A 25,223-nucleotide genomic window follows, 5' to 3' on the forward strand; every position below is an offset into this window, starting at 1 on the left:
ATAATCTAAGATACGCTTATCTGTAAACAAAAAACGCTCTCCTGGAAAGGGGAGCGTTTTTGCATTGGGTTAATTGCTACGTTAAGCATGGCACTGGACACTTTTTTAAGGTGCAAAAATGATCTTTATAGTTGAGAACTTAAGAAATAATTATCAAAAAGTAAATTTTACGGGTAATAATTGCTAGCAGCGCAGATAATTGCCTCAAAGCTCAAGTCTAAGGAGAAGCCAACAATGATTTTATACCGTGGGCGTAGGGTAGTAGCTGCTTTGTTGCTGTCAGTGGTACTACTGACTACAGCCTGTAGTGCAAAAACACCTGGACGTTTTGACCAGGCACAAAAAGAAAGTACTCAACAAAAAAGGGGTCAAGCGGTAACTAAGACCGCAACTCAGGGTAGCGAATTTAATAAGCTTTTCCCTGATGCAGGTGATGGCTACCAGCGCGTCTATACCCAAGAGAAAAAAGGCTTTGCGGAAGCGAAGTTGAAAAAAGGCGGTAAAGATATAGCATTGCTGTCTATTTCAGATACCAGCAGCATACCCAGTGCTGCTGCAAAGTTCTCGAAAAGCACTAAAAAAATTGGTGGTTATCCCGCAATAGAAGTTGGTAAGACGCAAACTGCAATTTTGGTGGGTAAGTACCAAGTAAAAGCACTTTCTCGCGATCCGTCATTTACAGCTAGCGATCGCGCAGATTGGTTAGAGAAGTTTAATCTTAATCGTCTAGCTAATCTGAAATGATTTGTACTACGAACATTTAGATAACAAAACCTAAATCAGGAGATTTTTGTGAGCAAATCAATTTTTGAGTTGGTCGATCGATTACCAACTGGCGGCTTGACTGTTTCTCTGTTAAAGTCCCTCGATTTTGTCGCTCCTGGTGAGTGGCAAAATACCGTCGGCTTTGTCAACACTATTAAGAAAGTCACGGGCGAAGACGACGAAGATTTAATTCAGCAAATTGGCGAAAGAGCGATTTATCTATTCAACGATAAATCCCAAGGATACCAAACAGCCCTATGGTTATATCAAACTGTTGATGGTACAGATAAAGCACTTGGTGCAGCAGCTTTAGCTAACAAAGTCGGTGAAAAAATTCCTTTGTTGGGTTTTTTAAACTCTGTCACTCCCAAACCTGATAAAGCCCAAACTATCGATCTAACATTAAAATTAGTGGCTGAGTTAGTAGCCTTCTGTCAAATTAACGGCATTCCTGGAGACAGTATTGGGGATTTTGTCGCTTCTTTAGGTGAGTATAGTGGTGAGTCATTGATCCGGATGGTGGCGTTAGTTTGTGTTGATGGTTTGATACCTTTGGGCCCAGATTTTATCAGCAAAGCGATATCTGGTCTGAATCAAACAAATCCACAGGAGTTAGAACAAAACTCGACTTTCCAAAACATCAAAGATGTGATTCCAGGTAACAATTCTGCTGGAAAACTCAACTTTATCGGCGAAAGCTTTGACTCGGTTAAAGGTTGGATGAGTGGGCTAGTTAGCGCCAATAATTTAACGCCACAAAAGGTCGTCCACAACTTGCAAAGTTTTACCGATATTGCTGATGACAAGTTAGATTACCTGGCGGCATTCCTGGATGTAGCAACAAATTATTATGAACATACAGGTACGCAAACTTTGGCACATCGCTTGATTGAACGGGCGGTGGCTGAGATTTAGGTTGGTGGTTGATTGAAGAAGGTTACAGGTTACAGGAGACAGATTATTCCCTATTACCTTTAACCTGTAAACTTTGTCCTAACCCAATTCCTATTGGGGTAAATGCAAATCTGCGGCGATCGCATATAAGTAAGGTTGAAAAATAGCCAAGTTTTCCAGGTTCTCAAACTTACCTGTTTGCGAACCTGGGTCAAAAGCAGTAGTAATTACGTAAAGTTTATTGCCATCAAAGGCAACATGATCTATATGTTGCTCTTGTACTCCACCTTTTTGCTTGAGTCCGACGAACCCATAGCGGATTCCCTGAAGCTTACCAATGGGTACTGGTTGCAATGGGTAGGCTGAGAAAGTAATCTGTTTTCCATATTTACCCTGACGGTCTTTCGCAAAAGCAGCGTAGTTATCTTCAACCCAAGCCTTGAGTGCTGATAATACCTGGGTTTGGTATTTGGAACTTTGGTAGTCTACTTGGGAACCAGGTGGAATCCCGGCTGCTACAAGTTTCTTTTGAAAATCCTCGTTGTTTGCTAATGGGTAAACGTTAATCTCAACTGTACCCAAAAGTTCCCCTTTGGAGGAGACACACAATAAAGGCGCATTTCCCTTACAAGCAGCAATTTGCCAGTTAGTTGGAGTAGTAGCATTTCCCAGGATTTTCTGCCAGATATTTTCCTCATTAGGGTTGGGAAGTTTTGCAACGGTAGGGGATTTTACCTCTTTGGGTGGAGAAAATTGGGGAAGAACAAATTTTGCTGCCAGCGGTATTAATACCAGCAAAATAGAACCTAGTAATAAATGATAAAGTCGTAACATTTGCTTAAAAATCTAGAGCCAAGGATTGCAGACTGAGCAAATAATTCGTATCGACGATCGGGGGCTTGCTAACGTAATTTGTAATTAATTCAGGTCTCATGCCCTGCAATTAATTGATGGAGAAAAACAATTTATATTCCTCATTTAAAGCCCCTAGTTTTAGCTATGGTGTAATAATTACGAATTACGAATTAGTCATTATGAATTATGATAATGATATCTACAATACTTTATGGGTATAGAGGAAGAATACATTTATATTCCTGCGAGTTGAGTTTTGCAAATGGAACTCAACAAATATAGCGCTTCTTTATCAAATCAGGTAGAAGGTACGGGCGCACAGCGGTGCATTAAACACACAGCGATTTAACTTGATCTCAATAAACTTCTCTAAATAAGCAATACCTTTGCTAAAATGCGAGCCTACAAAAGTTTTGACAAAAATGGCAAAATGACTCATACATAAGCGTTTAGCTTGGCTTTGTAGCTTGAAAGCTCAAACCCTTGATACTGCGGGCAATACGTTAAAAATGCTTGCGGGAAACCTTGAAGGAATTTTTAGGGCTTATTGTTTTTGCCAAACCTTTGAGAACAGGACGTTAATACATCAACTCAGCCTCGTAAATTGGCGAAGGTATTGAATAAGAATATATATTATCGTCTGTAAAAATGGAAAGGACAGAAGTTAGGTTTACCCTGCTTCTGTCCCATTTAGGATTAGTTGCTGTTCACAAAGTCAAGCAAGTGGCTATGCAGGCACCATCTCCTTTTGAAATCTCATCCAATAGCGATGTTGAGCGATCGCACTGATAAAATCATTAGCTATCGATTTCAAGTCAGAGGCTTGGGCAGAAGTCACCACACCCATTTCAGAGCGCACGCCATCTTGCGACAGCTTCACGCCTTCAAGATTAGCCATCGATAGTAGTTCAACGCCTTCGCTCGTAGCGGCGATCGCTTTACAGTGCTTGAATGCCTCGTTGATGAAGTTAATGGTTGACATCCCCGACCATTTCCACCGCAGGTTTGCGACGTTTGGCAAGCACGCCCATAACTGCATCTGCCACAGTTGGGTTGTTGCGAGCATTCATCGGCGACAATTTCTCAGTGGGCGGTGCGTTAAAAGAGGTAAGTTCATCTAACACGGCTTTCATCTGGGCATCAGGTGTGGATACAGCCTCTGCTGATGCCAGAAGTGGGCTGCCTAAGGCGATCGCTACCACCCCCGATCCTGCCAAGGTGGCAAACTCTCTTCTAGATATTTTCTGATTCACAAACTCCTCCAAAAAGCATCACAGCAGAAGTTCAACCTAAATCTGACTGGTTTTTCCATCCAATTTGACGCGTAGGCGTAGCCCGTCGTAGACATCGCTAACGACATCATCTTAAGCACTGGATTATTAGCCTGTTATAAGTGGCTCAGATCGCAGTCAGCTTACTTCTGGATGGCATTGAAGAGACTTACTTAACCTTTTAAAGTAGCTCATCAGTATTAATCTTAAAAAGCTAGAAACAATCCTGCCTCTAGCATTGGTTAGTAGTACCTAAGTTCTTGTAGTGGAATAAACTACTGCTAAATGCAGATGTGATTTTGAATACAAAAAAGTTAAGCAAAGCGTTTACATTGAAGCAAGGTGGTATTTGCTCTGTTTTGGCTGCTGTTTAACATAATAATGCTTACGCAATTGAAAATCTATACGGCTAATAGCGCTGAAAGTCAATACAGTGCTACTACGAACAGTGTTATTTTTTGATGTATGCCTAATTACTTGTGGCTTGCCTGGAGATATGGCAATAATAAAGAGATGCTGGCTGGATATTAAATCGAAGGGCAAATTTGCTTGGACTTTTTAATTGAAGCGAGAACGTTGTTGACGACGTTGCTTGTGCCTAGCAATTGCTTTACGCTTCTCTTTTTCTATGGGTGTTTCAAAGTGACGCTTTTTTCTCATATCTTGGAAAATTCCTGCTTTAGAAACTTCCCGTTTAAATCTTCTTAAGGCTGATTCAATACCTTCATTCTCCCCTAAAACTACTTGTGTCATTCTCATTCCTCCTTAATTTGGATGAATAGTTCAAGACTAGATACCAAATAAAATATTCCAGCAGAATGGAGCCTTTGGCTTTATCTGCTGGAGACTCTAAATGTGAAATTTTCAGGAATCGACTTAGTAGCGATTATTGTTGCGGCGGGCATTATTACCGCCACCCCAGCTACCGCCAGAGGAGTTGCTTCTTTCCTCACGAGGTTTAGCTTTGTTCACTTTCAAATCACGTCCCATCCATTCAGCACCATCAAGTGCATCTATGGCAGCTTGTTCTTGTGTGTCTGATTCCATTTCCACAAAAGCGAACCCACGCGGCCGGCCTGTTTCCCGATCTGTGGGTAGTTGAACACGATTTACTGTTCCGTATTCTGCAAAAGCCTGCTTTAGGTCCTCTTCTGTAACCTGATAGGACAGGTTTCCGACGTAAATTGACATAGAAATCTCCGAATTCAGGGAGTGTAGAGAGTTAAATTCGGAGAGACGGTTTTTAGAAATCAAAACGAGTTACTCAACCGAAAATAATCTTTATGTCCATGAGTGTAGCACAGCATTCAGCCTTTGAATATTGGCTGATAGTGAATTTTATTCACAAATCGAACCTTTAAGGACGGTTTGCAGACTTTCTAAAGACTGGCTTTTTTTGCTTGTACTATATAAAGTTACACTTTTAATCGGAAATCGTAATTAACTCGCGATCGCCTAGATATTTAGTGTTTTTAAAATTAAGCTGTGGACTAAAAGGCAAAGATTATTATCGGTAGTGGGATTAATCATACCACGATCAACTGTCTTAAAAGCAAATTAAAAAATATTCATCCTCAAGTACCCCGTTAGCTATGGTCAAACTGCGCTAAGATAGCTTCTGCTTTCTTACATAGTACTTCGTGATATTCACCATTAGTAGCTAGCAAACCTCCCCATTGATTGATATCACCAGTGTTATACTGCAAGGGAGTGCCGTCGAAGTGGGTAAATTTACCACCAGCTTCTGTTAAAATCAATTCTGGAGCGGCTATATCCCAGTCTTTGGGCGCAGACTTGCCGGAAAGGGAAATGTAGATATCTGCCTGTTGCTCGACAATGGTGGCGATTTTGCAGCCTACACTACCCACAGATTTCTGATTTTGACAGGGTAAGTTTTGTAGCAGATGATCTAACCGTTGGTTGCGATGAGAGCGACTAACGACTAAGGTTAAATCCTCAACTCGTTTACCTGACGACACTTGTAAAGGAACAGATCCGTCACGGGTTTCTACAAATGTACCCCCGCCTTTGGTAGCGTAATATAACTTTTGAGTTTCTGGTACTGCCACCACTGCCAATACTGGGCGTGTTTCCTTGACTAAAGCAATGTGAACTGCATAGTCGCCAGTTTTTTTGATAAAGTCTCGTGTGCCATCCAAAGGGTCAATTATCCATACCCAAGGGGCGGAAGGTTGTCTACCACTACTTGACGATTGATAAGTTTCTTCGCTGATGTAAGCAAAATCTTCGTTACCCAAAGTTGCTTGTAGCCTCTGCAAAATGTATTGACTCACTGCTACATCGGCAACAGTGACAGGCTCATTTTGCTTATATTGGACTTCTAAGTTACGGTCTTTTGCAGTACCGTGGTAATACGATCGCAGTATATCTGCTGCGCCCCAACCTACCTCACGAGCGATCGCTAATATTTCTTGTAAATCTTTCATTAATTTGGCCTGATCTAAAAATACATATAACGTGATTAGAGGCGCACAGCGATACTTAGTTTAACTAATTACTAATTCGTAATTTAAGACTTTGAATTATGAATTACGAATTATCTTAAATCCATCCAGCGCCGAGTACCAAAAAATTTACAGGAATCAGCAGCAATATTAGCTGCCAGTGACATTGCATCAGTAAAGCTTTCCCTTAAAATGTAATGACAGAAAGCACCGTGAAAGATATCTCCAGCCCCTAACGTATCAACCGCTTGAATCTGCGGCACATCTACGATACCAGTTTTAGTGCCACTCAAGTATTCAATTGGTTCTTGCCCGTGGGTAATGGCAATGTGAGGAATGTCAAATCCACTGAGATAGCTAAAAACGTCTTCTCCAGTCTGGCAGTTGGGGGGATAAAAATTAGCTGAACAGATAGCGTAATCTACAAATGGCAGAATTTGTTCAAATCCAGGCTTCCAACTACCACCATCGATCGCTACTGGGATATTATTGGCTTTAGCCATTTGAACTATGGAATCACTAACCCCCATCTGATGTCCATCAATCAGTACGATATTGACTTTTTGCAAAATATCTGGCGGGATAGATGCGCTGTTAGCTTGAGTTTTGACAGCATTGATCGAAACCACAGCGCGTTCACCTGTTGCTTGAGTGACAACGATCGAAGATACAGGCGGTACTAAATCAGTGTTAGGCTCAAGGTCTGCGATCGCAACTTTGTAATTTGCCAAGTCACCTCGAATTAGCTGCGTCATTGGGTGAGAACCCACTACACCTAAGACTGTAGCCTGATTTCCTAAATAATTGAAAGTTACAGCCGCGTTTGTTGCTGGGCCCCCTGCCGCTACAGTATAGTCAGTAGCGACAATCTTCTGATTATTCTTAGGGGCAGAGTTAGCAAGGTAAATCAAATCTAAAGTTACTAAACCTACAAATAATCCACGATTCATCTGCTCTTTCGTTCAAAATTCAATTCTGAATTCTGGCTCCTGACTCCTGAATTCTTTCTTGGTAAATGGGTATGGCTCTTGGCGACTGACAACATTGATTGCTGTCTTCAACCAATCAATATAAGTCTCTTCTCTGCGGATTACCAACTCCAGCACCAGCCTTTGCATCACCTGCTTACGGTTGGCAGATTCATCACCAAGTGATGGCAAATCGATGGTTTCACATTCAGTCAGTTTTTTGCTTCGAGCCGCCAATTGTTGCTCCAGTAGGTGAATGATGGTTTCATTCGACAACTGATCTGCAAAATGCAACTGGACGAGTAAAGGTTCTCTGATAGTCGGTAAGGGCTGATGAATCCCTAGCCATTGGCTAAATTCGGCTTTCCCTAGCTCCGTCACACTGTAGACTTTGCGGTTGGGGCGATCGTGTTGAATCTCAATGTTACAGGTAATCCAGCCTTGCTCAACTAGCTTATCGAGAGTTCTGTAAATTTGTGCCTGATCTGCTGGCCATAAATGGGCAATGCATCGATCGAAGCAGCTCGTTTTGAGGTCGTAGCCGGTCATTTCTTGCTGCTGAAGAAGACCTAAAATTACATTTGCTAGCGACATGAAGATGGTTTTCCCATAATTGATATTTCTCGCACAGTACTATGTACTTCTTATAATTTTATGCTATTATATGATTAATCAAATATAAGATATAACGGTTATAAAAAGATATGTTCATTATAATGCTTCTTAGCAAGGAAACCAAATACATAAAAGACTCCATTCACAAGGGCATGGGCAAGAGTTACCAACTCCCTTCAGGAGTGCTGTTAGCGGATAGCTAGGGTTGAGCCAGTGCTGAGTAGGGAAGAAGAAGGGAATAGGTTACAGGGTACAGATTATTCCCTGTCTTTCGTCAATTCTCGCCCAATGACGCCAGTTGCTTCTGCCAAGGGGAGACGCTACGCGAACAAGTCGGGCATTGCCTGCCCAACGCACTGGCTCCCCAATGCCCAATTCTCAATGCTTAGAAATTATTTAAGCCATTGAAGACTATTGTAACGAGAGGATAAGTAACATTGACTTCTAACACACTTACACAAAGAATACGTCAGCATCAATATCTGCGTGATTTACGAAACAAATTACTCTACCTTCACAAGATGTTGCTGGAGACAGAACGCATTGCCTACGAACAGATTAGTGGACGAGTATCAAGTGGAGAACTTCTTCAGCTAGTCATCGCTCACGAACAATTTGCTTGGCTACATCGCATTTCTGAGATGGTTGTGCAAGTTGATGAAATGCTCCAAGCAGATGAACCGATATTGCTGGAGGATTTCCAAAAATTGATTGCTGATGTCCGTACACTCATTGTACCGTTAGAGACGGGCAATACCTTCGAGAGAAAGTATTACAACGCTCTCCAGCGCGAACCTGGTGCTGTGTTGGCACATGCAGAGATATCCAGATTTCTCACGTCTAAGGTTTAAGTAGTAGGGGCACGGCATACCGTGCCCCGTCCCGCAGGGATGGGATGTTTTTTAACCGGAAGTCCCTAAAGGTAAGATTTTTATAAGCGATCGCTAATTTACCCAAACAGTGCTGACTAAAAAAGTAAGAATCGTACTCAGCACTCATCAATTAACTGCTACCAAAGGCTGAGGTCTTTCAGCTTTATGCCATACCGATTGACCTGTCAGCAGTTCTACAACATCTAATTAATGACAAATGACCCATTTGCACCAGTTATTGGACAACAACAAGCTATAGAATTACTTACTCAAGCTGTCAGACAAAACCGGGTTCCTCCAGCCTACTTATTTGTGGGGCCAGATGGTGTAGGCAGGAGTTTAGCAGCCAGATGCTTTGTGGAATTGCTATTTTCTGGTGGGATGGGAGTTACTGCGTCTTTACAAAACCGTTTGCGTCAGGGGAACCACCCAGCTTTGTTGTGGGTGCAACCAACATACCAATACCAGGGACAACGATTAACAGCAACAGAAGCAGCCGAAAAAGGACTCAAGCGTAAAGCACCTCCGGTAATTAGACTAGAGCAAATTCGGGAAATTACCGAGTTTCTGAGTCGTCCGCCCTTGGAAGCGCCAAGAAATGTGGTAGTGCTGGAAGAAGCCCAAACAATGGCAGAAGCCGCAGCGAATGCTTTACTTAAAACTTTGGAAGAACCGGGACAGGCGACATTAATTTTAATTGCACCTACACCTGAATCTATATTGCCGACTTTGGTATCACGCTGTCAACGCATTCCTTTTTATCGCTTAGATGCACAGTCTTTAGCTGTTGTACTCACACAAACAGGTCATCAGGAAATTTTGTCAAATCAGGCAGTATTGAGCATAGCAGCTGGTAGTGCTGGAAGTGCGATCGCATCTTATGAGCAATTACAAGCTATTGCCGATAAATTACTCGAAGACTTGAAAAAAGCCCCTAAATCTTACCGTAACGCCTTAGAGTTAGCCAAGACAATTGATAAGGATTTAGATACAGAAGCACAACTGTGGTTAGTTGATTATCTTCAGCAATTCTACTGGCAGCAGTGGCATCAACCTAGTATTATTAACCAGCTAGAAGAATCTCGAAAACATTTGCTTTCTTACGCTCAACCACGACTAGTTTGGGAATGTCTGCTTTTATCTGTGTATCAAAAATCAAATTCCATTTCCCCAACTCATCGCTGAGTGCGATTACATTTCTATAGTTCCTCATCAAAGCCTCAGTACAATATTTGATTAATTCGTAGCAAAATAAATTAGGCAAAACTCTACGTTACTTTGCGTCCCTCAGCGTTTAAAAACATTATAATTTCTTGTTCAATCTCTATCGTCAAGTTCATAGCCAGTGAAGGTATTGTAATAAAAGCGATTCCTGGATAAAACAAAAAGTTTATATGACCTCAGTTTCTCCTCACAAAAAAGCCAGAGCCTTAAAACCTGCCAGCCGCCGCCCTGCGAAAGAACTCTGTAGCGAGTGCGGACTATGTGATACATATTATATTCACTATGTCAAGGAAGCCTGCGCTTTTATTAATCAGCAAATAGGCGAACTTGAACAAGAAACGCACACGCGATCGCGCCATCTCGAAAACCCCGATGAACTCTACTTTGGAGTTCATCAAGACATGATAGCGGCGCGGAAACAAGAACCCATCGAAGGCGCACAATGGACGGGTATTGTTAGCAGCATTGCCATTGAAATGCTTAATCGCGGCTTAGTTGAAGGTGTAGTCTGCGTGCAAAACACCAAAGAAGACCGCTTTCAACCCATGCCCGTCATCGCCCGGACTCCAGAAGAAATACTAGCAGCACGAGTAAATAAACCAACACTTTCTCCGAACCTTTCCGTATTAGAACAGGTGGAAAAATCGGGGATGAAGCGTCTGTTGGTAATTGGTGTTGGTTGCCAAATCCAGGCATTACGAGCCGTAGAAAAACAACTTGGTTTAGAAAAGCTGTATGTTTTGGGTACGCCCTGCGTAGATAATGTTAACCGCGCCGGACTGCAAAAATTCTTAGAAACCACCAGCCGTTCGCCTGACACAGTTGTGCATTACGAATTTATGCAAGACTTCCGGGTTCATTTCAAACATGAAGATGGCTCATCAGAAACAGTACCTTTCTTTGGCTTGAAGACCAACCAACTCAAAGATGTCTTTGCCCCATCCTGTATGAGTTGCTTTGATTACGTCAACTCCCTAGCGGATTTAGTTGTTGGCTACATGGGCGCACCCTTCGGTTGGCAATGGATTGTAGTTAGAAATGACACTGGTAAAGAAATGCTGGATTTAATGAAAGACCAGTTAGACACCCAACCAGTAACGTCTAAAGGCAACCGCAAAGAAGCCGTACAGCAAAGTATTCCCGCTTACGATAAAGGCGTTACCCTCCCGATGTGGGCAGCAAAACTGATGGGTGTGGTAATCGAAAAAATCGGCCCCAAGGGTCTAGAATATGCGCGATTTTCGATTGATTCTCACTTTACTCGCAATTATTTGTATGTGAAGCGCAATCATCCAGAGAAATTAGAGGCGCATGTTCCAGAGTTTGCCAAGCGTATTGTTGGGCAATATAAATTACCAGAATAGAAGAGGGACTGGGGCATTGGGCATGGTGAACAGGACAAGGGGACAAGGAGAATTGGGGACAAGGGGAAAGACTTGTTACAAGTTCTAACTTTTGTCACCTTGTTTCCTTATCTGCCCTGCTCCTCACTCCAGCTCACTGCTGACTCAACTCGATAATATTCCCATCCGGGTCTTGAGTAAACAGGGCAGCGCGACCGGAGGCGCTAGCTTGAATAGGATAATTATGATTGAGGAATTCTTGTTTGGCGGCGTCTAAGTCAGCTACTGTGAAGGCGACGTGGGGATTACGTCCCCATTTTTCGTTTGGGTTTTCCGTGGGGACAGTGGTAGCAACTATCAGGTGAATTTGATAGTCGCCGACTTGATACCATGCACCAGGATAGTTTAGGGAACGATCTATTTTGGATAATCCTAATACTTTCTCATAAAAATGTTCAGAGCGTTCTAAGTCAGTCACAAGAATCGCTGTATGGAGACTTTGGGTAATCTGCATTGTCGGTAAGATGCGATCGCGTTTATTTAGATTTTGACGTAGTTTGAACTCTTTCGGTGAGTGAGGGAGGCAGGAGGAGAAGAATTAATAACCAACGCCTATTGATGTACGATAAATAGCCCCCATTCAAGTGCTTGAGTCCCCTTATTTTCTAACAAAATGGGGACAACTAAATTCGCCTTCACCTGAAACTGTTCCAAAAGTTGAATATGGCTATCACTTAAACCCGCTTCGTAGATGTTCGTCGCCGCCCAGATTTTTCCTTGGCGGTATTTTTCCCCATGATTTTCCTGAAAACAGGTAGCTTCAATCTCCAGTCCAAAAATTGGTGTCCATTGGGGTAGTATCGACTCCGCCACAACACTACCATGCACTTTATGGGTAAATTGATACACCAATACGCGATCAGCCTTGAATAACTGGCAGACTTTTTTGACACTCGTGGCGAGGATATCTTGAAGCTTCAAGGATTGGCGAATGTCAAGAGCGATCGCTCCGACTAAGCGTTGTTGTTCCTGCTGTTCTAGCTGCTGCATCAACTGCTTATGCTTGATCGCCCCATGAATCGTGCGGCAGAAATTTTCACGAGTCAGTTTTCCCTTGACTAGATAATCATCCGCCCCACTTTTGATCGCTTGGACTGCGATCGTTTCGTCTCCCTGTCTAGTCAGCATAATTACTGATACTTGGCTGTTGGAAGTTTGCCTCTGTAGCTGAGTGAGAAATTCCAGCCCGCCTAAATCTGGTAATTGAAAGTCCAACAAAATCACATCTGGTATTTTCTCTTGACAAGCTTGTAGCGCCTTATTTCCAGACCCAAATTCGTAAATATCATAAGTGTAGCGATCGTCCCGCTCTAAAAAGCGCCGATACAAAGCTCTATCTTCAGCAGAGTCTTCTACAAAAAATACAGTTGTCATGTTGTATATTGTGGCCTCCTAAGACAGCTGCGGGAGTGGGGAGTGGGGGAGCAGAGGAGCAGGGGAGCAGGGGAGCAGGGGAGAAGAGAAGTTGTAGTAAGAATTTTATCCCCTCTGCACCTCTGTTTTTTGTGCCCCATGCCCAATGCCCAATTCAATAAACCCTAAATCAGCAAATTCGGACTTTTTCTCGATCGCGGACTACTATTTTTAGTCGTATAAACGCATAATAGAATAGTGACTGATCTGTTCGCCCCTTTACAATCTCTCAAACAAGGTGACTGGTTCAAGCTGATCTGCGGAGCCAGCTTCCAGCATTTGCCGGCAGTCAGAAGTTTAACGTTAGCCTATACTTTGGCGGGCGCTGACTGCATAGATGTTGCAGCTGATCCAGCAGTAATCGCAGCAGCGCAATCAGGGCTACAAGCAGCCAAATCTCTGGCTAAGGATGCCCAAAAGCGAGGATTTGACTACAAAGGCAATTTACCCTTTTTGATGGTCAGCCTAAACGATGGAGAAGACCCCCATTTTCGCAAAGCAGAATTCAATCCTCATGAGTGTCCTACAGACTGCCCTAGACCCTGCGAACGGATTTGTCCGGCACAAGCGATCGTGTTTGACAGTATCAAAGAAGACTTTTCAGGAGTAGTATCCGAAAAGTGTTATGGCTGCGGTCGTTGCATCCCAATTTGCCCTTATAGTATAATTTATACAGCTTCATACGTGACAACGCCAGGAGCGATCGCGCCCTTGATAATGTCAACGGGAGTAGATGCCGTAGAAATCCATACAAGAGTTGGGCGGTTGGCAGAATTTGAGCGATTATGGCAAGCAATTTCACCGTGGGCCGATCGATTAAAGTTACTAGCTATCAGCTGTCCTGATGGCGAAGGAATGATTGACTACTTGAGAGCGCTGTATGACCTGATTGCCCCACTCAAGGGTGCTTTAATTTGGCAAACCGACGGTCGCCCGATGAGTGGTGATATTGGCGATGGCACCACAATAGCCGCGGTGAAATTAGGGCAAAAAGTTTTGGCAGCTAATTTACCGGGATATGTGCAGTTAGCAGGCGGCACTAATAGCTATACCGTTGCTAAATTAAAGGCAATGGGACTACTCAACGATTTTAGATTGCCGATTTTAGATTTTAGATTAGAAGAAGCCAATCCACAATCTAAAATCCAAAATCCAAAATCCAAAATTTCTGGTGTCGCCTACGGTAGCTACGCCCGTGTACTGCTGTCACCAATTCTTGAACAATTAGAGAATAAGGAGGTAAGTAACACCAATGTAAAGGCAACTGTTCGCCTAGAAGAAGATGACATATTACTTTGGCAAGCTGTAAAATTTGCCCATTCTCTCGTTTCCCAGATCAAGTCACAGCAGGAGCGTTAATTGCTTAATACCCAGGACGGGTTCTCCTGCACGCAAATGTCCTCGCTATCTCTAAAAACGTCACCATAGAAAGCATGACGATTACAGACGATCTCCAAAAGTTATTAGACATTTTGCCCCAAGACCTGCAACAAGTACTAGAGAGTCATCCCAAACGAGATAGTTTAGTAGAAGTAGTCTTGGATTTGGGTCGTCGCCCAGAGGCTCGCTTTCCTAATCAAGCTGAGTATTTGAGCGAAGTACCGGTTACTCAAGAACAAATAGATGATTGCATTCAACGAGTCGGAATCTTTGGCGGAGATAATCGGGCAGGAATTGAGCAAACTTTGCATCGGATCAGCGCCATTCGCAACCGCACTGGTAAGATTATTGGCTTGACCTGTCGTGTTGGTCGAGCCGTATTCGGAACCATTGGCATGATCCGCGATTTGGTAGAAACTGGTAAATCGATTCTCATGCTGGGGCGTCCAGGCGTGGGTAAAACTACCGCCTTACGGGAAATAGCCCGTGTTTTAGCTGACGATCTGCATAAGCGAGTGGTGATTATTGACACCTCCAACGAAATCGCTGGGGATGGTGATGTTGCCCACCCCGCCATTGGTCGCGCTCGGCGGATGCAAGTGGCTCATCCAAATGAACAGCATCAGGTGATGATTGAGGCAGTGGAAAACCACATGCCAGAAGTCATTGTCATTGATGAAATTGGCACGGAACTGGAAGCTTTAGCGGCTCGTACCATTGCGGAACGGGGTGTACAGTTGGTAGGTACTGCCCACGGTAATCAGATCGAAAATCTGATAAAAAACCCCACCCTAGCTGATTTAGTTGGGGGTATCCAAGCTGTGACCCTGGGAGACGATGAAGCCAGACGGCGAGGCTCTCAAAAGACTGTTTTAGAGCGGAAAGCCCCACCTACCTTTGAAATTGCGGTGGAAATGTTGGAACGCCAACGCTGGACAGTACACGAAAGTGTTGCTGACACCGTAGATAATTTGCTGCGGGGGCGTCAGCCTACTCCACAAACGAGAACCGTTGATGACCACGGCAAAATTGCGGTTACACGTCAGTTAGCTGTTGTCAACGGTCGTGGTGGACAGCTAGGAACAGTGGAGGATTCTTTCCCATCGGCGCGACCGTCTAATGGCTGGCGTTCATCTGGACAAATGGTCGCACTACCCCAATTGCCTGTAGAGCGGGTAACTGGGCGCAGTGAGTTTGACCGTTTACTAGATGAATCTTTCAATTATTCTGAGAGCATTGATTTTGATGCTGCTACAAGAGTGCCAGGGCCGAATGGTGAAGATTTGCCATTGCACGTTTACCCTTATGGGGTTAGCCGCCACCAACTAGAACAGGTGATTAGCGTGCTAACTTTGCCCGTGGTATTGACAAAGGATATAGATAGTGCTGATGCAATTTTAGCACTGCGATCGCACGTCAAAAACCACGCCAAATTACGCCAAATGGCCAAAGCTCGTCATGTACCCATCCACGTGATTAAGTCCAGCACCATTCCCCAAATTACCCGTGGTTTGCGGCGGTTGCTGAATATTGACGACCCAGAGATGGCCGATGATAGAGAACTACAATTGTTTTTGCACAATGGTAGCGATGATGAAATGGATGCCTTAGAAGAAGCTAGACTTGCTGTTGAGCAAATTGTGATTCCTAAAGGACAGCCAGTCGAGTTATTGCCGCGTTCTCCCCAAGTCCGCAAAATGCAACATGAGTTGGTAGAACATTATCGCCTCAAGTCGCATAGTTTTGGCGAAGAACCAAATAGAAGATTACGGATTTATCCAGCGTAACTTTAAGAACCCACTAAAGAGCCAAAGCGTAGCTTTGTCTCCCCTAACAGCTTAACTACGGTGTACACACAAGTCTTTGTCAAGGCAATTTACGGTTAGTCTCATAGCCCCTGAGATACCTCAAGAAAGGTTTTGCTATACAAAACCTGTCCCTCTCCTTACTAAAGAGAGAGATGTCCGACAGGACAGGGTGAGTTTTTGGAGGACTTTTGGGTAATCGGATAACTTATGTGTACACCGTAGCCTTTTAGGAGAAAGGTCTATGCATTTGAAAAGCGCTTTAACCATCAAAAATCGTCAAAATTATTATCTATACTCAAGCTAATAATTTAATCTTCTCGCACCAATTCGCTGTCATCATTAGCATCACGCAGTGTCTGGTAGAGAATAATTCGTAGTAGAGTGCGTAAGTCCTAATTCACTCAATCTTGCATTTTTTTAAACATCTGTTACATTACTTTACAGATAGTTACAACTGCTACAACACTTGAACTTTGGAGTTATGCTCATGTCAGATTTTAAGAATACTGCGCCTATTGTTTCAGAAGATCCTAATGCTGTACGTTTTGGCTTCACTCCTCAGAGTGAAAATTGGAACGGTCGTCTTGCAATGATTGGTTTTGTATCTGCGATTTTGATTGAAGCTTTTTCTGGTCAAGGGGTACTCCATTTCTGGGGTATCCTCTAAATTAACAATTGTAGGGTAGAACTGCTGTACTACCCTACAAAATTCTCTATATTCCACGCCAGTCATTCGTTTCTAACCGATGGCGGCTGTTACGATTGGTGCAAAATATCAGATTTTTCCGGTTGAGCCAAAATATAAGTGAATAATGACTTTACATTGAATATGTATAGTTAAAACTCATGGAACTACCCCAACGCGTATCAGTGCGCTACAAAGACGCGTCATACAACACCAATGAAATCCGCTTAAGAACTTTTCGGCTTGGGTTGCAAATATGGGATGAACAAACCAAACCCAGAAAAACAGAGCTTTATCAGTTTATATTGTCTTGCTTGAAACAAGTTGACCGCCAAGATCGTTTTATGTTTTCTCTGTTATTCATAGAATTAACAGACCTCATACGCAACTCTTCTCTGGAAAGAGGAACGAAAGAGGTTCTGATTAAAACAGCTTTTAGAGAATTTGCTTGTGCGATAACAGACTTTGAAGACGTTGCCAAATAAGGTTAGTCATGGAGATGCTGGAATTGCGTAGGCGTAGGCATCACTCTAAAGTCAGCTGACCTAATTGAGTAGAATATCTATAAGTAAACAGCTTTCCGAGCCGATTAGTTTTTTCGCTAAATGCGCGGATGGGTAGGTGTTCAGGAAGGGGGGAATACAAAAATGGCTGAATTGCTGTATATGCAAGGATTTGAGGGCTGTAGCATCTTTAAACCATCCGCGCACCTTATGTAGACTGACTTTCAGCTATTTACATCTAGCACAATTGCCATTCCTTATGTTATGATTTTTGCATTCGCACTATTGAACCTTGAAAACCAAATAACACAAGGCTTTCAGATGCTTGCCATTGCAATCAACTAAAATCCCTATTAGGGATTGAAACACTTTCGGAGATTAGAAGGCAGGAATACTACAAGATATTGCAATCAACTAAAATCCCTATTAGGGATTGAAACAGATTTGATACTTAGTTCACTCTCAAGGAGCATTGCAATCAACTAAAATCCCTATTAGGGATTGAAACGGTGAATTAGAATTGCGCCTTCGGATTTTTAAATTGCAATCAACTAAAATCCCTATTAGGGATTGAAACTGGAAGCTTGGGTTTGGTGGAAGCAGGGGGCAAAGATTGCAATCAACTAAAATCCCTATTAGGGATTGAAACTTTGAGCTTGAATTGGGGACTCCACACGCCGCGTACTATTGCAATCAACTAAAATCCCTATTAGGGATTGAAACTAAAAATAAAAGCTAATGTTGGAGGAGCGATTAAAGAAATTGCAATCAACTAAAATCCCTATTAGGGATTGAAACACTGGCTGAAAAACTGGCCGCCAATTACCGCGAATTACATTGCAATCAACTAAAATCCCTATTAGGGATTGAAACGCAAAAAACACCGCAGCCGGGACGCTTGTAACAGGTGAATTGCAATCAACTAAAATCCCTATTAGGGATTGAAACGATAGGGGGCCACCGAAGCATTGATAAACCTCCCTATTGCAATCAACTAAAATCCCTATTAGGGATTGAAACCCAATTTCTTATGCTTACTTTAGCACCAGTTAAGAATTGCAATCAACTAAAATCCCTATTAGGGATTGAAACACTAATAGTTACTGGCAAACATCAGATAACTGTATTGCAATCAACTAAAATCCCTATTAGGGATTGAAACTTTTATGCTAGGAATTATATTTTGAGAAAAATTAATTGCAATCAACTAAAATCCCTATTAGGGATTGAAACATGAACCTGTACTTAGAAGCATTGTGTCTCGCATTGCAATCAACTAAAATCCCTATTAGGGATTGAAACTAATAGATTCTTGCAGTTGGCGTGATACTGTGCAATTGCAATCAACTAAAATCCCTATTAGGGATTGAAACAATACCTGGTACCAACTTTAATAAACATGGTAACAAATTGCAATCAACTAAAATCCCTATTAGGGATTGAAACGGTAACAAGTTTATTAAAGGTATAATTTTTCTAAATTGCAATCAACTAAAATCCCTATTAGGGATTGAAACTTGTCTTTGGCGGGGTGCAATCTGCAATTATTGGGATTGCAATCAACTAAAATCCCTATTAGGGATTGAAACCTCTCCGACTATGCTAAAACCACTGGAATGCACGTATTGCAATCAACTAAAATCCCTATTAGGGATTGAAACAGGATCTACATCCTCAGCAATCTTGTTTTCTAATATTGCAATCAACTAAAATCCCTATTAGGGATTGAAACAGTCAGCTATCAGACGAAATTGATTGCTTAAATGCATTGCAATCAACTAAAATCCCTATTAGGGATTGAAACTTTTTCTGTGGGTTCCTTCAATACGCCTAAGAATATTGCAATCAACTAAAATCCCTATTAGGGATTGAAACGCTTACTAGAGGGGGCTTTTATTGTAGAAGATTTGATTGCAATCAACTAAAATCCCTATTAGGGATTGAAACGCGTAAGAATGCGGTTTTAGATTTGTCATACAATTGCAATCAACTAAAATCCCTATTAGGGATTGAAACCCTTATGACTACTGCGATCGCTAAAAAAGTAACATTGCAATCAACTAAAATCCCTATTAGGGATTGAAACAGCTTATCAGTATAGGTTAATGGCTGACGGCGATTAATTGCAATCAACTAAAATCCCTATTAGGGATTGAAACCCTTCAATACGCCTAAGAATGGAATGAAAGCCTCTAAATTGCAATCAACTAAAATCCCTATTAGGGATTGAAACGTAAAATGCTAGGGTGTGAAGGGGCTGCCGTCGGCAGCCCCTTCACACCCCTCATTAAAATGATTATCATTATTTTAATGGCAGAATTTATTTTCTGGAAGTCGCCTATTAAGGATTAAAAATAATTATACTGGGAGTTGTCCTCTAATATTTTAGTATAAATACATACAAACATTACTCAACGGATCATTCCACGTCCTAGCTTGAGGGCTGTGATATTATAGGAGACTGCTGCATACATTTAGAAAAACTAGAAACTGAATCGACCATGGCCCTGACGCAACTGCGGAAACAAGAAATAATTTCCAACTACCAAGTTCACGAAACTGACACTGGCTCGGCCGATGTCCAAGTTGCTATGCTAACTGAGCGCATTAACCGCCTCAGCGAACATCTCCAGGCAAATAAAAAAGACCATTCTTCCCGGCGGGGACTGTTGAAGCTAATTGGCCAGCGCAAGCGTCTTCTAGCTTATATATCGCAAGAAAGCCGGGAAAAATATCAAGCTTTGATTGCTCGTCTCGGTATTCGTGGATAGGACTACCGCTTATGTCTGCTGAAGAATCTGAACGCAGTCGTTTGCCCTTTGAACCGAACAAAAAGCGCCAAAAACCCGCAAAAACTCCAAGTAAACCAGCATCACAGCCCCAAGAATCCGTCAAACAGGCTGATAAAAAAGTGGTTTACACCAAACAAGAGATGGCAATTCCCCAAGTAGTCAGCCAACGGATGATCCGACGGGTAGCTGGGTTCTGTGGTGTACCAACAGTTTTGGGCATTAGCGCCTTGGTTGTGAGCTATCTGCTTGCTATCTACTCCGACATCCGACTACCTCCCATCGCCGTGTTATTGGTGAACATGGGATTATTTGGTTTGGGGGTTTTAGGGATAACTTATGGCGTTCTCTCTGCCTCTTGGGATGAAGAAAAAGTCGGAAGTTTGCTGGGTTTGGGTGAGTTCAACACCAATTGGGGACGAATGGTGGCAGCTTGGCGCGAAACTCGGCAAAAAAACTTATAATGAACGGCGCTCAGGTATTAAGTAACTGTGATATTGGGTAAATGAAAAAGTGAATGTTGAAGTTGAAATTTTATCACTTCAACATTGCTAATTAAAATTATATAATCCTTTTTATACCCCCTATCTAGTTATTTAGTAGTAAAACTACTGACTGAGCGCTACATTTTGTCTATTTATTTTGTAAACAAATTTTATTTTTAACTATTTGTAATTAGGCCAATAGGCAACAATAAAGTTAGCCTATTTACAGAAAATTATACTCAATTAATTAATCAGGAACTTTCAAATGATTATAGTAATGAAAAGTGGTTCTCCAGAGGCGGAAATAAACCGCATTGATGAGGAACTAACTAGCTGGGGGCTAACTCCAGAAAAAATTGTTGGTCAACACAAAGTAGTTATTGGTCTAGTAGGTGAAACTGCCAGCTTAGACCCGCTACAAATTCAGGAACTTAGCCCCTGGATTGAGCAGGTGTTACGGGTAGAACAGCCTTACAAACGAGCTAGCCGTCAGTACCGCCACGGCGAAGCTTCGGAAGTGGTGGTTAATACTCCTGATGGAGCAGTAGTATTTGGCGAACATCAGCCTTTGGTAGTCGTTGCTGGCCCCTGCTCCGTAGAAAATGAAGAAATGATTGTAGAGACGGCGCGGCGCGTCAAGGCGGCTGGAGCCACATTTTTGCGCGGAGGCGCATACAAACCCCGGACTTCACCTTATGCCTTCCAAGGACACGGCGAGAGTGCTTTGGATTTGTTGGCAAGGGCGCGGGAAGTTAGCGGACTAGGTATTATTACAGAAGTGATGGATGCCGTAGACCTGGATAAAATTGCCGAAGTTGCTGACGTGATTCAGGTGGGCGCAAGAAATATGCAAAATTTCTCCTTGCTCAAAAAAGTGGGAGCGCAGCCGAAACCAGTTCTGTTGAAGCGGGGAATGGCAGCTACTATTGAAGATTGGTTGATGGCAGCCGAGTATATTCTGGCATCCGGCAATCCCAATGTAATTTTGTGTGAAAGGGGAATACGCACCTTTGACCGTCAGTATACGCGAAATACACTGGATTTATCAGTAGTGCCCGTGTTGCGAAAGCTGACTCACCTGCCAATCATGATTGACCCCAGCCACGGCGTAGGTTGGTCTGAGTTTGTGCCTTCAATGGCAATGGCTGCGATCGCAGCTGGCACAGATTCCCTGATGATAGAGGTTCACCCTAATCCTGCCAAAGCTTTATCCGACGGGCCCCAATCTTTGACACCAGACCGTTTCGATAACTTGATGCAAGAATTGGCAGTAATTGGCAAGGCAGTGGGACGCTGGCAGCAACCAGCAGTGGCTCTAGCTTAAAATTCAGTTACAACTTATTGCTAGGCATAAATAAATCAAAGTTTGTAGTGAGTTAGCGCGGTCTTCTCCCAAAGGGAGAGGCTAGCGCCAAGGGGGTTTCCCCCGTGAGCAACTAACTTTCCCGTTGGGTCAAGACTTTAGTCTTGATAAATCTGAAGAAGCGATAAATTGCTTACTACAAACTAGGATTTTTTTGTATGTTTAATTATGCCTACCTATTTATTGTAAATATGAAAGAATGCCCCTTTAGAAATTTTATAAAGGGGATTTTTAAACACTAACTAAAGCTATGAAAAAAGAAATCTGCAATTAATATTGAAGGACAATATTTTTTTGCAATTGTAAGACTTTTTATCGATATACATAGCGAGCAGGTATCCAGTGGCGACCACGATTTGTTTGCACCCAACGTCCAGGAAGAAATATTCTCCTTCTCGCTTGCACAGGGGTATGAACTCTAAATCGCACTGGTCTTCTGATTATTCTAGCTGGAACCGATCGCCTAACTGGTCGTCTGATCTGAGCATCGGCTTGAAAAGGAATAAAGGTAACAGCAATTGGTAAAATCAGCGCTGCACTAGCAAGCATTCTTTTAATACTCATTCGCAAACTTTCCTTTTATGATATTGACATCAAAAAAATTAATTTTTCATAAAATATTAATTCCTTTGACAAATAAATACTAGGGCTGAAAAGAGCTATACAGTAGTGATAAAAGTCATTATTTGAACCGTGACTAATGTCATGGATAAAAAATGTAAACATGACTCTGCTATTGAATAAAACTATTTTTAGAGGGTGGCACTATTAATACTGAAAACTTCGATTTTGATGTTTGTGGCAGTGCCTACCTGACGGCAATACGCTTACTGCAACTCAATTTTGCCACCTGAAAAAAAGGGACGGGCAAAATACCCATCCCAGAAAATTCACTTTTATTCAATTGATAGTAAAATTTTTATTGCACCTGTGTGGGGAAAGCACCAGGTTGCACAGCTATGTTAAGATTCTGCCCATTGCGACGTAATTCCATACGTAAGTCGCTTCCGACTTGACTATTTTCTACTGCCTTTTGGACACTACTGGCATCTGTGACTGCTTGATTGCCAAGCTTTTGGATAACATCACCAGCACGTATCCCTGCTTTAGCAGCTGGTGAATTTGGTATAACTTTTACAACTAATACACCTTTATCTTCATTCACACTCAAACCACTATTGGGATCTGAGTTGATATTTTGTTTTAGCTGAGGTGTTAACCCCACCATCTGAATTCCTAGGTAAGGATGTTCTACTTTACCTGTAGCTATTAGTTGACTGGAAATGTGTTGTGCTGTGTTGATAGGAATAGCAAAGCCTAATCCTTGTGCCCCTTGAATAATAGCTGTATTCATGGCAATTACCTCGCCACGAGAATTTAGCAGGGGGCCGCCAGAGTTACCGGGATTAATTGCGGCGTCTGTTTGAATATACTCTACTCGCTTATCAGGAGCGCCGATTAAATTGCTACTGCGTCCAGTGGCACTGATGATTCCGGTAGTTACTGTATTATCTAATCCAAGGGGGTTGCCGATCGCGATCGCCCATTCTCCGGGTTGTAGTTTATCTGAGTTACCCAAGGCTACTAATGGGAGATTGTCTGCTTGAATCTTCACAACAGCAACATCGGTCAACTCGTCTTTTCCTAATACTTTACCTTTAAAGCTCCGCCCATCCTTGAGTGTTACTGTTACGGTATCAGCACCATCAACTACGTGGGCGTTGGTAAGAATACGACCATCAGCACTAATAATAAAACCTGAACCAGTACCCCTTTCTACACGATCCTGTTGTTCTGGCATTTGAGAGCCGAAAAAGCGTTGGAAAAGTGGATCGTTAAATTCATCTGGTATTTGGGTTTTTACGGTTCGGGAAGAGTCAATTCGCACCACAGCTGGCCCGACCTTTTGCACCACCTGGATAACAAAGTTAGGATCTGTGCCTGCTGGTAATGGAGGAGCAGCATTTACTCGACTTACTGCCAAATTAGATGCATTTTCAGATACCTGCTGAGAGTGTCCAGCCATATAGCCGCCTGCCAATGTCATACCCGATCCCAGCAACACCAGCGATAGAGAGGCGGCAGCTTTTCTCCAGGGTTTACGATATTTGGCATCAGCAGTGTTATGTGGAATGCTATTTGATGGGTGTTCTCTGTCGCGAGATTCGTTTTGCATTGCTGTCTGGAAGGATATTTAGATGTATTACTAATGTAGATATGATTTGTGACAGTTTTGTTGCGGAGGTATTGCATTGTTGTGAAAGCTTTGGTATTTTATTAAACCGTATTGGAATATAGTCATTCGTAGAGACGTACATCGCTGCGTACTCTTTACCATGCCTGAAGGAATAAAAATGGCACAGGGGAAAATCTTACTTAAACCTGGCACTTTATGGACAAGTGTTAAAGAACGGACTGAATATGCCTTGCAATGTGGGGCACTACTCTCGATTCCGACAGAATTTGAATTTGTCGAACAGGATGGTGTGCGCTTTTTAGTGCGGATTTTATCTAACCTGAATCGCAAAAAAGCAGCTAAGAAGAAACAGGAAAAACAATCTGCTACTTCTGGTGAAGAGTTTAATCCTTTTTTGCCCTACGAAGAGGATTTATTTGTGGCGGATATCTCCGATACCCATGTATGTATTTTAAATAAATTCAATGTTGTAGATTATCATCTGCTAATCATCACCCGTGGTTTCGAGGAACAAGAAAGCTTACTCACGCTGGAAGATTTTACGGCTATGTGGGCGTGTTTGGCTGATTTCGATGGTTTAGCATTTTACAACAGTAGCAAAACCGCAGGTGCTAGTCAGCGACACAAGCACTTACAATTAGTACCCCTACCACTTGCCCCTTCAGGGTTGCAAATACCGATTGAACCTTTACTAACATCAGCACAATTTCAGAACTCGAACGCAACTTTAGCAAAGCTTCCTTTTGTACACGCTTTCGCATCACTAAATTCTAATTGGGTGCGATCGCCATTCGCAGGGGCCCAAGCAACACTGGAAATTTATCACACTTTGCGTCATGCTGTGGGTTTAGATGCAAAGCAGTCTGGTGCTTACAATCTGCTAGCGACACGAGAATGGATGTTAATCGTACCGCGATCGCACGAGCATTTCCAATCTATCTCTGTGAATTCATTAGGATTCGCTGGTGCGCTGCTGGTGCGAAACGCGGCAGAAATGGAGATTCTCAAAACCCAAGGGCCGATGACTATCCTCAAAAATGTTGCTGTATCCTAATTGAGTTGGTGGGATATACAGCAATACGGTTCAGTTAAGGCTAAAATCCTTTGCCAAAGTCAATTTTTTATCGAACCGCCAAGGACGCAAAGGACGCAAAGAGAAGGAAGAAATGCTTAACTGAACTGTATTGGGATATACAGCAGTTTTCAAGCAGGTGAGGTACAAAATGCAAGACTTAAATATCAGACATAAAAAGTTTTACTGCCTTCCT

General features: G+C 42.5%; 26 protein-coding genes and 1 CRISPR repeat array. Of the genes, 13 read left to right on the forward strand and 13 right to left on the reverse strand.

Features of this window, described 5'->3' with window-relative positions:
• Positions 1 to 234: 234 nt before the first annotated feature.
• Positions 235 to 744 (forward strand): hypothetical protein, encoded by a 510-nt coding sequence (locus NLP_RS08250; RefSeq protein WP_104905974.1) that lies wholly within the window; start codon positions 235 to 237, stop codon positions 742 to 744.
• A 48-nt stretch (positions 745 to 792) separates the two neighbouring features.
• Positions 793 to 1,680, forward strand: a complete 888-nt coding sequence (locus NLP_RS08255; protein WP_104905975.1) for a hypothetical protein — start codon at positions 793 to 795, stop codon at positions 1,678 to 1,680.
• 90 nt (positions 1,681 to 1,770) lie between these two features.
• On the opposite strand, the gene NLP_RS08260 is transcribed toward NLP_RS08255, so the two are convergent.
• From NLP_RS08260 to NLP_RS08295, 8 genes are all read right to left on the reverse strand, one after another.
• Positions 1,771 to 2,493, reverse strand: coding sequence for a hypothetical protein (locus tag NLP_RS08260; RefSeq protein ID WP_104905976.1), 723 nt, complete (start codon positions 2,491 to 2,493; stop codon positions 1,771 to 1,773).
• 748 nt (positions 2,494 to 3,241) lie between these two features.
• The gene (locus NLP_RS08265) at positions 3,242 to 3,496 is read right to left on the reverse strand and encodes a hypothetical protein (protein ID WP_104905977.1); all 255 of its coding nucleotides are present in this window, start codon (positions 3,494 to 3,496) and stop codon (positions 3,242 to 3,244) included.
• Positions 3,483 to 3,767, reverse strand: coding sequence for a hypothetical protein (locus NLP_RS08270; RefSeq protein WP_104905978.1), 285 nt, complete (start codon positions 3,765 to 3,767; stop codon positions 3,483 to 3,485). Before NLP_RS08270 ends, NLP_RS08265 begins: the two co-directional genes overlap by 14 nt.
• A gap of 576 nt (positions 3,768 to 4,343) precedes the next feature.
• A complete protein-coding gene (gene rpsU / locus NLP_RS08275; protein WP_069073011.1) occupies positions 4,344 to 4,538 on the reverse strand; it encodes a 30S ribosomal protein S21 in 195 nt (64 codons plus the stop codon).
• Between the two features lie 123 nt (positions 4,539 to 4,661).
• A complete protein-coding gene (locus NLP_RS08280) occupies positions 4,662 to 4,976 on the reverse strand; it encodes an RNA recognition motif domain-containing protein (protein ID WP_104905979.1) in 315 nt (104 codons plus the stop codon).
• A 395-nt stretch (positions 4,977 to 5,371) separates the two neighbouring features.
• Positions 5,372 to 6,232, reverse strand: coding sequence for a 3'(2'),5'-bisphosphate nucleotidase CysQ family protein (locus NLP_RS08285; protein ID WP_104905980.1), 861 nt, complete (start codon positions 6,230 to 6,232; stop codon positions 5,372 to 5,374).
• Positions 6,233 to 6,342: 110 nt separating this feature from the next.
• Positions 6,343 to 7,200 (reverse strand): sugar kinase, encoded by an 858-nt coding sequence (locus NLP_RS08290; protein WP_104905981.1) that lies wholly within the window; start codon positions 7,198 to 7,200, stop codon positions 6,343 to 6,345.
• A gap of 12 nt (positions 7,201 to 7,212) precedes the next feature.
• Positions 7,213 to 7,812 (reverse strand): PadR family transcriptional regulator, encoded by a 600-nt coding sequence (locus NLP_RS08295; RefSeq protein ID WP_104905982.1) that lies wholly within the window; start codon positions 7,810 to 7,812, stop codon positions 7,213 to 7,215.
• A gap of 458 nt (positions 7,813 to 8,270) precedes the next feature.
• Here NLP_RS08295 and NLP_RS08300 point away from each other — a divergent pair, with 458 nt between their 5' ends.
• On the forward strand, positions 8,271 to 8,684 hold the full coding sequence (locus NLP_RS08300; protein ID WP_199784782.1) for a hypothetical protein: 414 nt from the start codon (positions 8,271 to 8,273) through the stop codon (positions 8,682 to 8,684).
• Here NLP_RS08300 and NLP_RS32945 read toward each other — a convergent pair.
• Positions 8,674 to 8,832: a hypothetical protein gene (locus tag NLP_RS32945; protein WP_158680320.1), complete on the reverse strand. Its 159-nt coding sequence runs from the start codon at positions 8,830 to 8,832 to the stop codon at positions 8,674 to 8,676. The genes NLP_RS08300 and NLP_RS32945 overlap by 11 nt on opposite strands.
• Positions 8,833 to 8,915: 83 nt before the next feature.
• On the opposite strand from NLP_RS32945, the gene NLP_RS08305 reads away from it, so the two are divergent.
• Together NLP_RS08305 and NLP_RS08310 are read left to right on the forward strand one after the other, a co-directional pair.
• A complete protein-coding gene (locus NLP_RS08305) occupies positions 8,916 to 9,890 on the forward strand; it encodes a DNA polymerase III subunit delta' (protein ID WP_104905984.1) in 975 nt (324 codons plus the stop codon).
• A gap of 209 nt (positions 9,891 to 10,099) precedes the next feature.
• A complete protein-coding gene (locus NLP_RS08310) occupies positions 10,100 to 11,293 on the forward strand; it encodes a Coenzyme F420 hydrogenase/dehydrogenase, beta subunit C-terminal domain (RefSeq protein WP_104905985.1) in 1,194 nt (397 codons plus the stop codon).
• A gap of 133 nt (positions 11,294 to 11,426) precedes the next feature.
• Here the strand turns inward: NLP_RS08310 and NLP_RS08315 are convergent, their stop codons facing one another.
• A complete protein-coding gene (locus NLP_RS08315) occupies positions 11,427 to 11,786 on the reverse strand; it encodes a VOC family protein (protein WP_104905986.1) in 360 nt (119 codons plus the stop codon).
• Between the two features lie 98 nt (positions 11,787 to 11,884).
• The gene (locus NLP_RS08320) at positions 11,885 to 12,706 is read right to left on the reverse strand and encodes a response regulator (protein WP_104905987.1); all 822 of its coding nucleotides are present in this window, start codon (positions 12,704 to 12,706) and stop codon (positions 11,885 to 11,887) included.
• A 237-nt stretch (positions 12,707 to 12,943) separates the two neighbouring features.
• Here NLP_RS08320 and ldpA point away from each other — a divergent pair, with 237 nt between their 5' ends.
• From ldpA to aroF, 7 genes are all read left to right on the forward strand, one after another.
• Positions 12,944 to 14,104 carry a circadian clock protein LdpA gene (gene ldpA / locus NLP_RS08325; protein ID WP_104905988.1) on the forward strand — a complete coding sequence of 387 codons (1,161 nt, stop codon included), beginning with the start codon at positions 12,944 to 12,946 and terminating at the stop codon, positions 14,102 to 14,104.
• Between the two features lie 74 nt (positions 14,105 to 14,178).
• On the forward strand, positions 14,179 to 15,912 hold the full coding sequence (locus NLP_RS08330) for a R3H domain-containing nucleic acid-binding protein (protein ID WP_104905989.1): 1,734 nt from the start codon (positions 14,179 to 14,181) through the stop codon (positions 15,910 to 15,912).
• 508 nt (positions 15,913 to 16,420) lie between these two features.
• Positions 16,421 to 16,600 carry a chlorophyll a/b-binding protein gene (locus NLP_RS08335; RefSeq protein WP_104905990.1) on the forward strand — a complete coding sequence of 60 codons (180 nt, stop codon included), beginning with the start codon at positions 16,421 to 16,423 and terminating at the stop codon, positions 16,598 to 16,600.
• Positions 16,601 to 16,779: 179 nt separating this feature from the next.
• Positions 16,780 to 17,103 (forward strand): hypothetical protein, encoded by a 324-nt coding sequence (locus NLP_RS08340; RefSeq protein ID WP_104905991.1) that lies wholly within the window; start codon positions 16,780 to 16,782, stop codon positions 17,101 to 17,103.
• 348 nt (positions 17,104 to 17,451) lie between these two features.
• A CRISPR array of direct repeats spans positions 17,452 to 19,354; the repeat unit is 37 nt; unit sequence ATTGCAATCAACTAAAATCCCTATTAGGGATTGAAAC.
• 268 nt (positions 19,355 to 19,622) lie between these two features.
• Positions 19,623 to 19,892, forward strand: a complete 270-nt coding sequence (gene rpsO, locus NLP_RS08345; protein ID WP_041565894.1) for a 30S ribosomal protein S15 — start codon at positions 19,623 to 19,625, stop codon at positions 19,890 to 19,892.
• Positions 19,893 to 19,903: 11 nt separating this feature from the next.
• The gene (locus NLP_RS08350) at positions 19,904 to 20,374 is read left to right on the forward strand and encodes a PAM68 family protein (RefSeq protein WP_104905992.1); all 471 of its coding nucleotides are present in this window, start codon (positions 19,904 to 19,906) and stop codon (positions 20,372 to 20,374) included.
• Positions 20,375 to 20,660: 286 nt separating this feature from the next.
• Positions 20,661 to 21,719, forward strand: a complete 1,059-nt coding sequence (gene aroF / locus NLP_RS08355) for a 3-deoxy-7-phosphoheptulonate synthase (protein WP_104905993.1) — start codon at positions 20,661 to 20,663, stop codon at positions 21,717 to 21,719.
• A 351-nt stretch (positions 21,720 to 22,070) separates the two neighbouring features.
• Here aroF and NLP_RS08360 read toward each other — a convergent pair whose 3' ends face one another.
• Positions 22,071 to 22,322 (reverse strand): hypothetical protein, encoded by a 252-nt coding sequence (locus tag NLP_RS08360; RefSeq protein WP_104905994.1) that lies wholly within the window; start codon positions 22,320 to 22,322, stop codon positions 22,071 to 22,073.
• A 355-nt stretch (positions 22,323 to 22,677) separates the two neighbouring features.
• A complete protein-coding gene (locus tag NLP_RS08365) occupies positions 22,678 to 23,934 on the reverse strand; it encodes an HhoA/HhoB/HtrA family serine endopeptidase (protein ID WP_104905995.1) in 1,257 nt (418 codons plus the stop codon).
• Between the two features lie 178 nt (positions 23,935 to 24,112).
• Between NLP_RS08365 and NLP_RS08370 the strand changes: the two genes are divergently transcribed.
• Positions 24,113 to 25,009 (forward strand): ATP adenylyltransferase family protein, encoded by an 897-nt coding sequence (locus NLP_RS08370; protein ID WP_104905996.1) that lies wholly within the window; start codon positions 24,113 to 24,115, stop codon positions 25,007 to 25,009.
• Positions 25,010 to 25,223: the final 214 nt, after the last annotated feature.

It is taken from the genome of Nostoc sp. 'Lobaria pulmonaria (5183) cyanobiont' (assembly GCF_002949795.1).
GTDB lineage: Bacteria > Cyanobacteriota > Cyanobacteriia > Cyanobacteriales > Nostocaceae > Nostoc.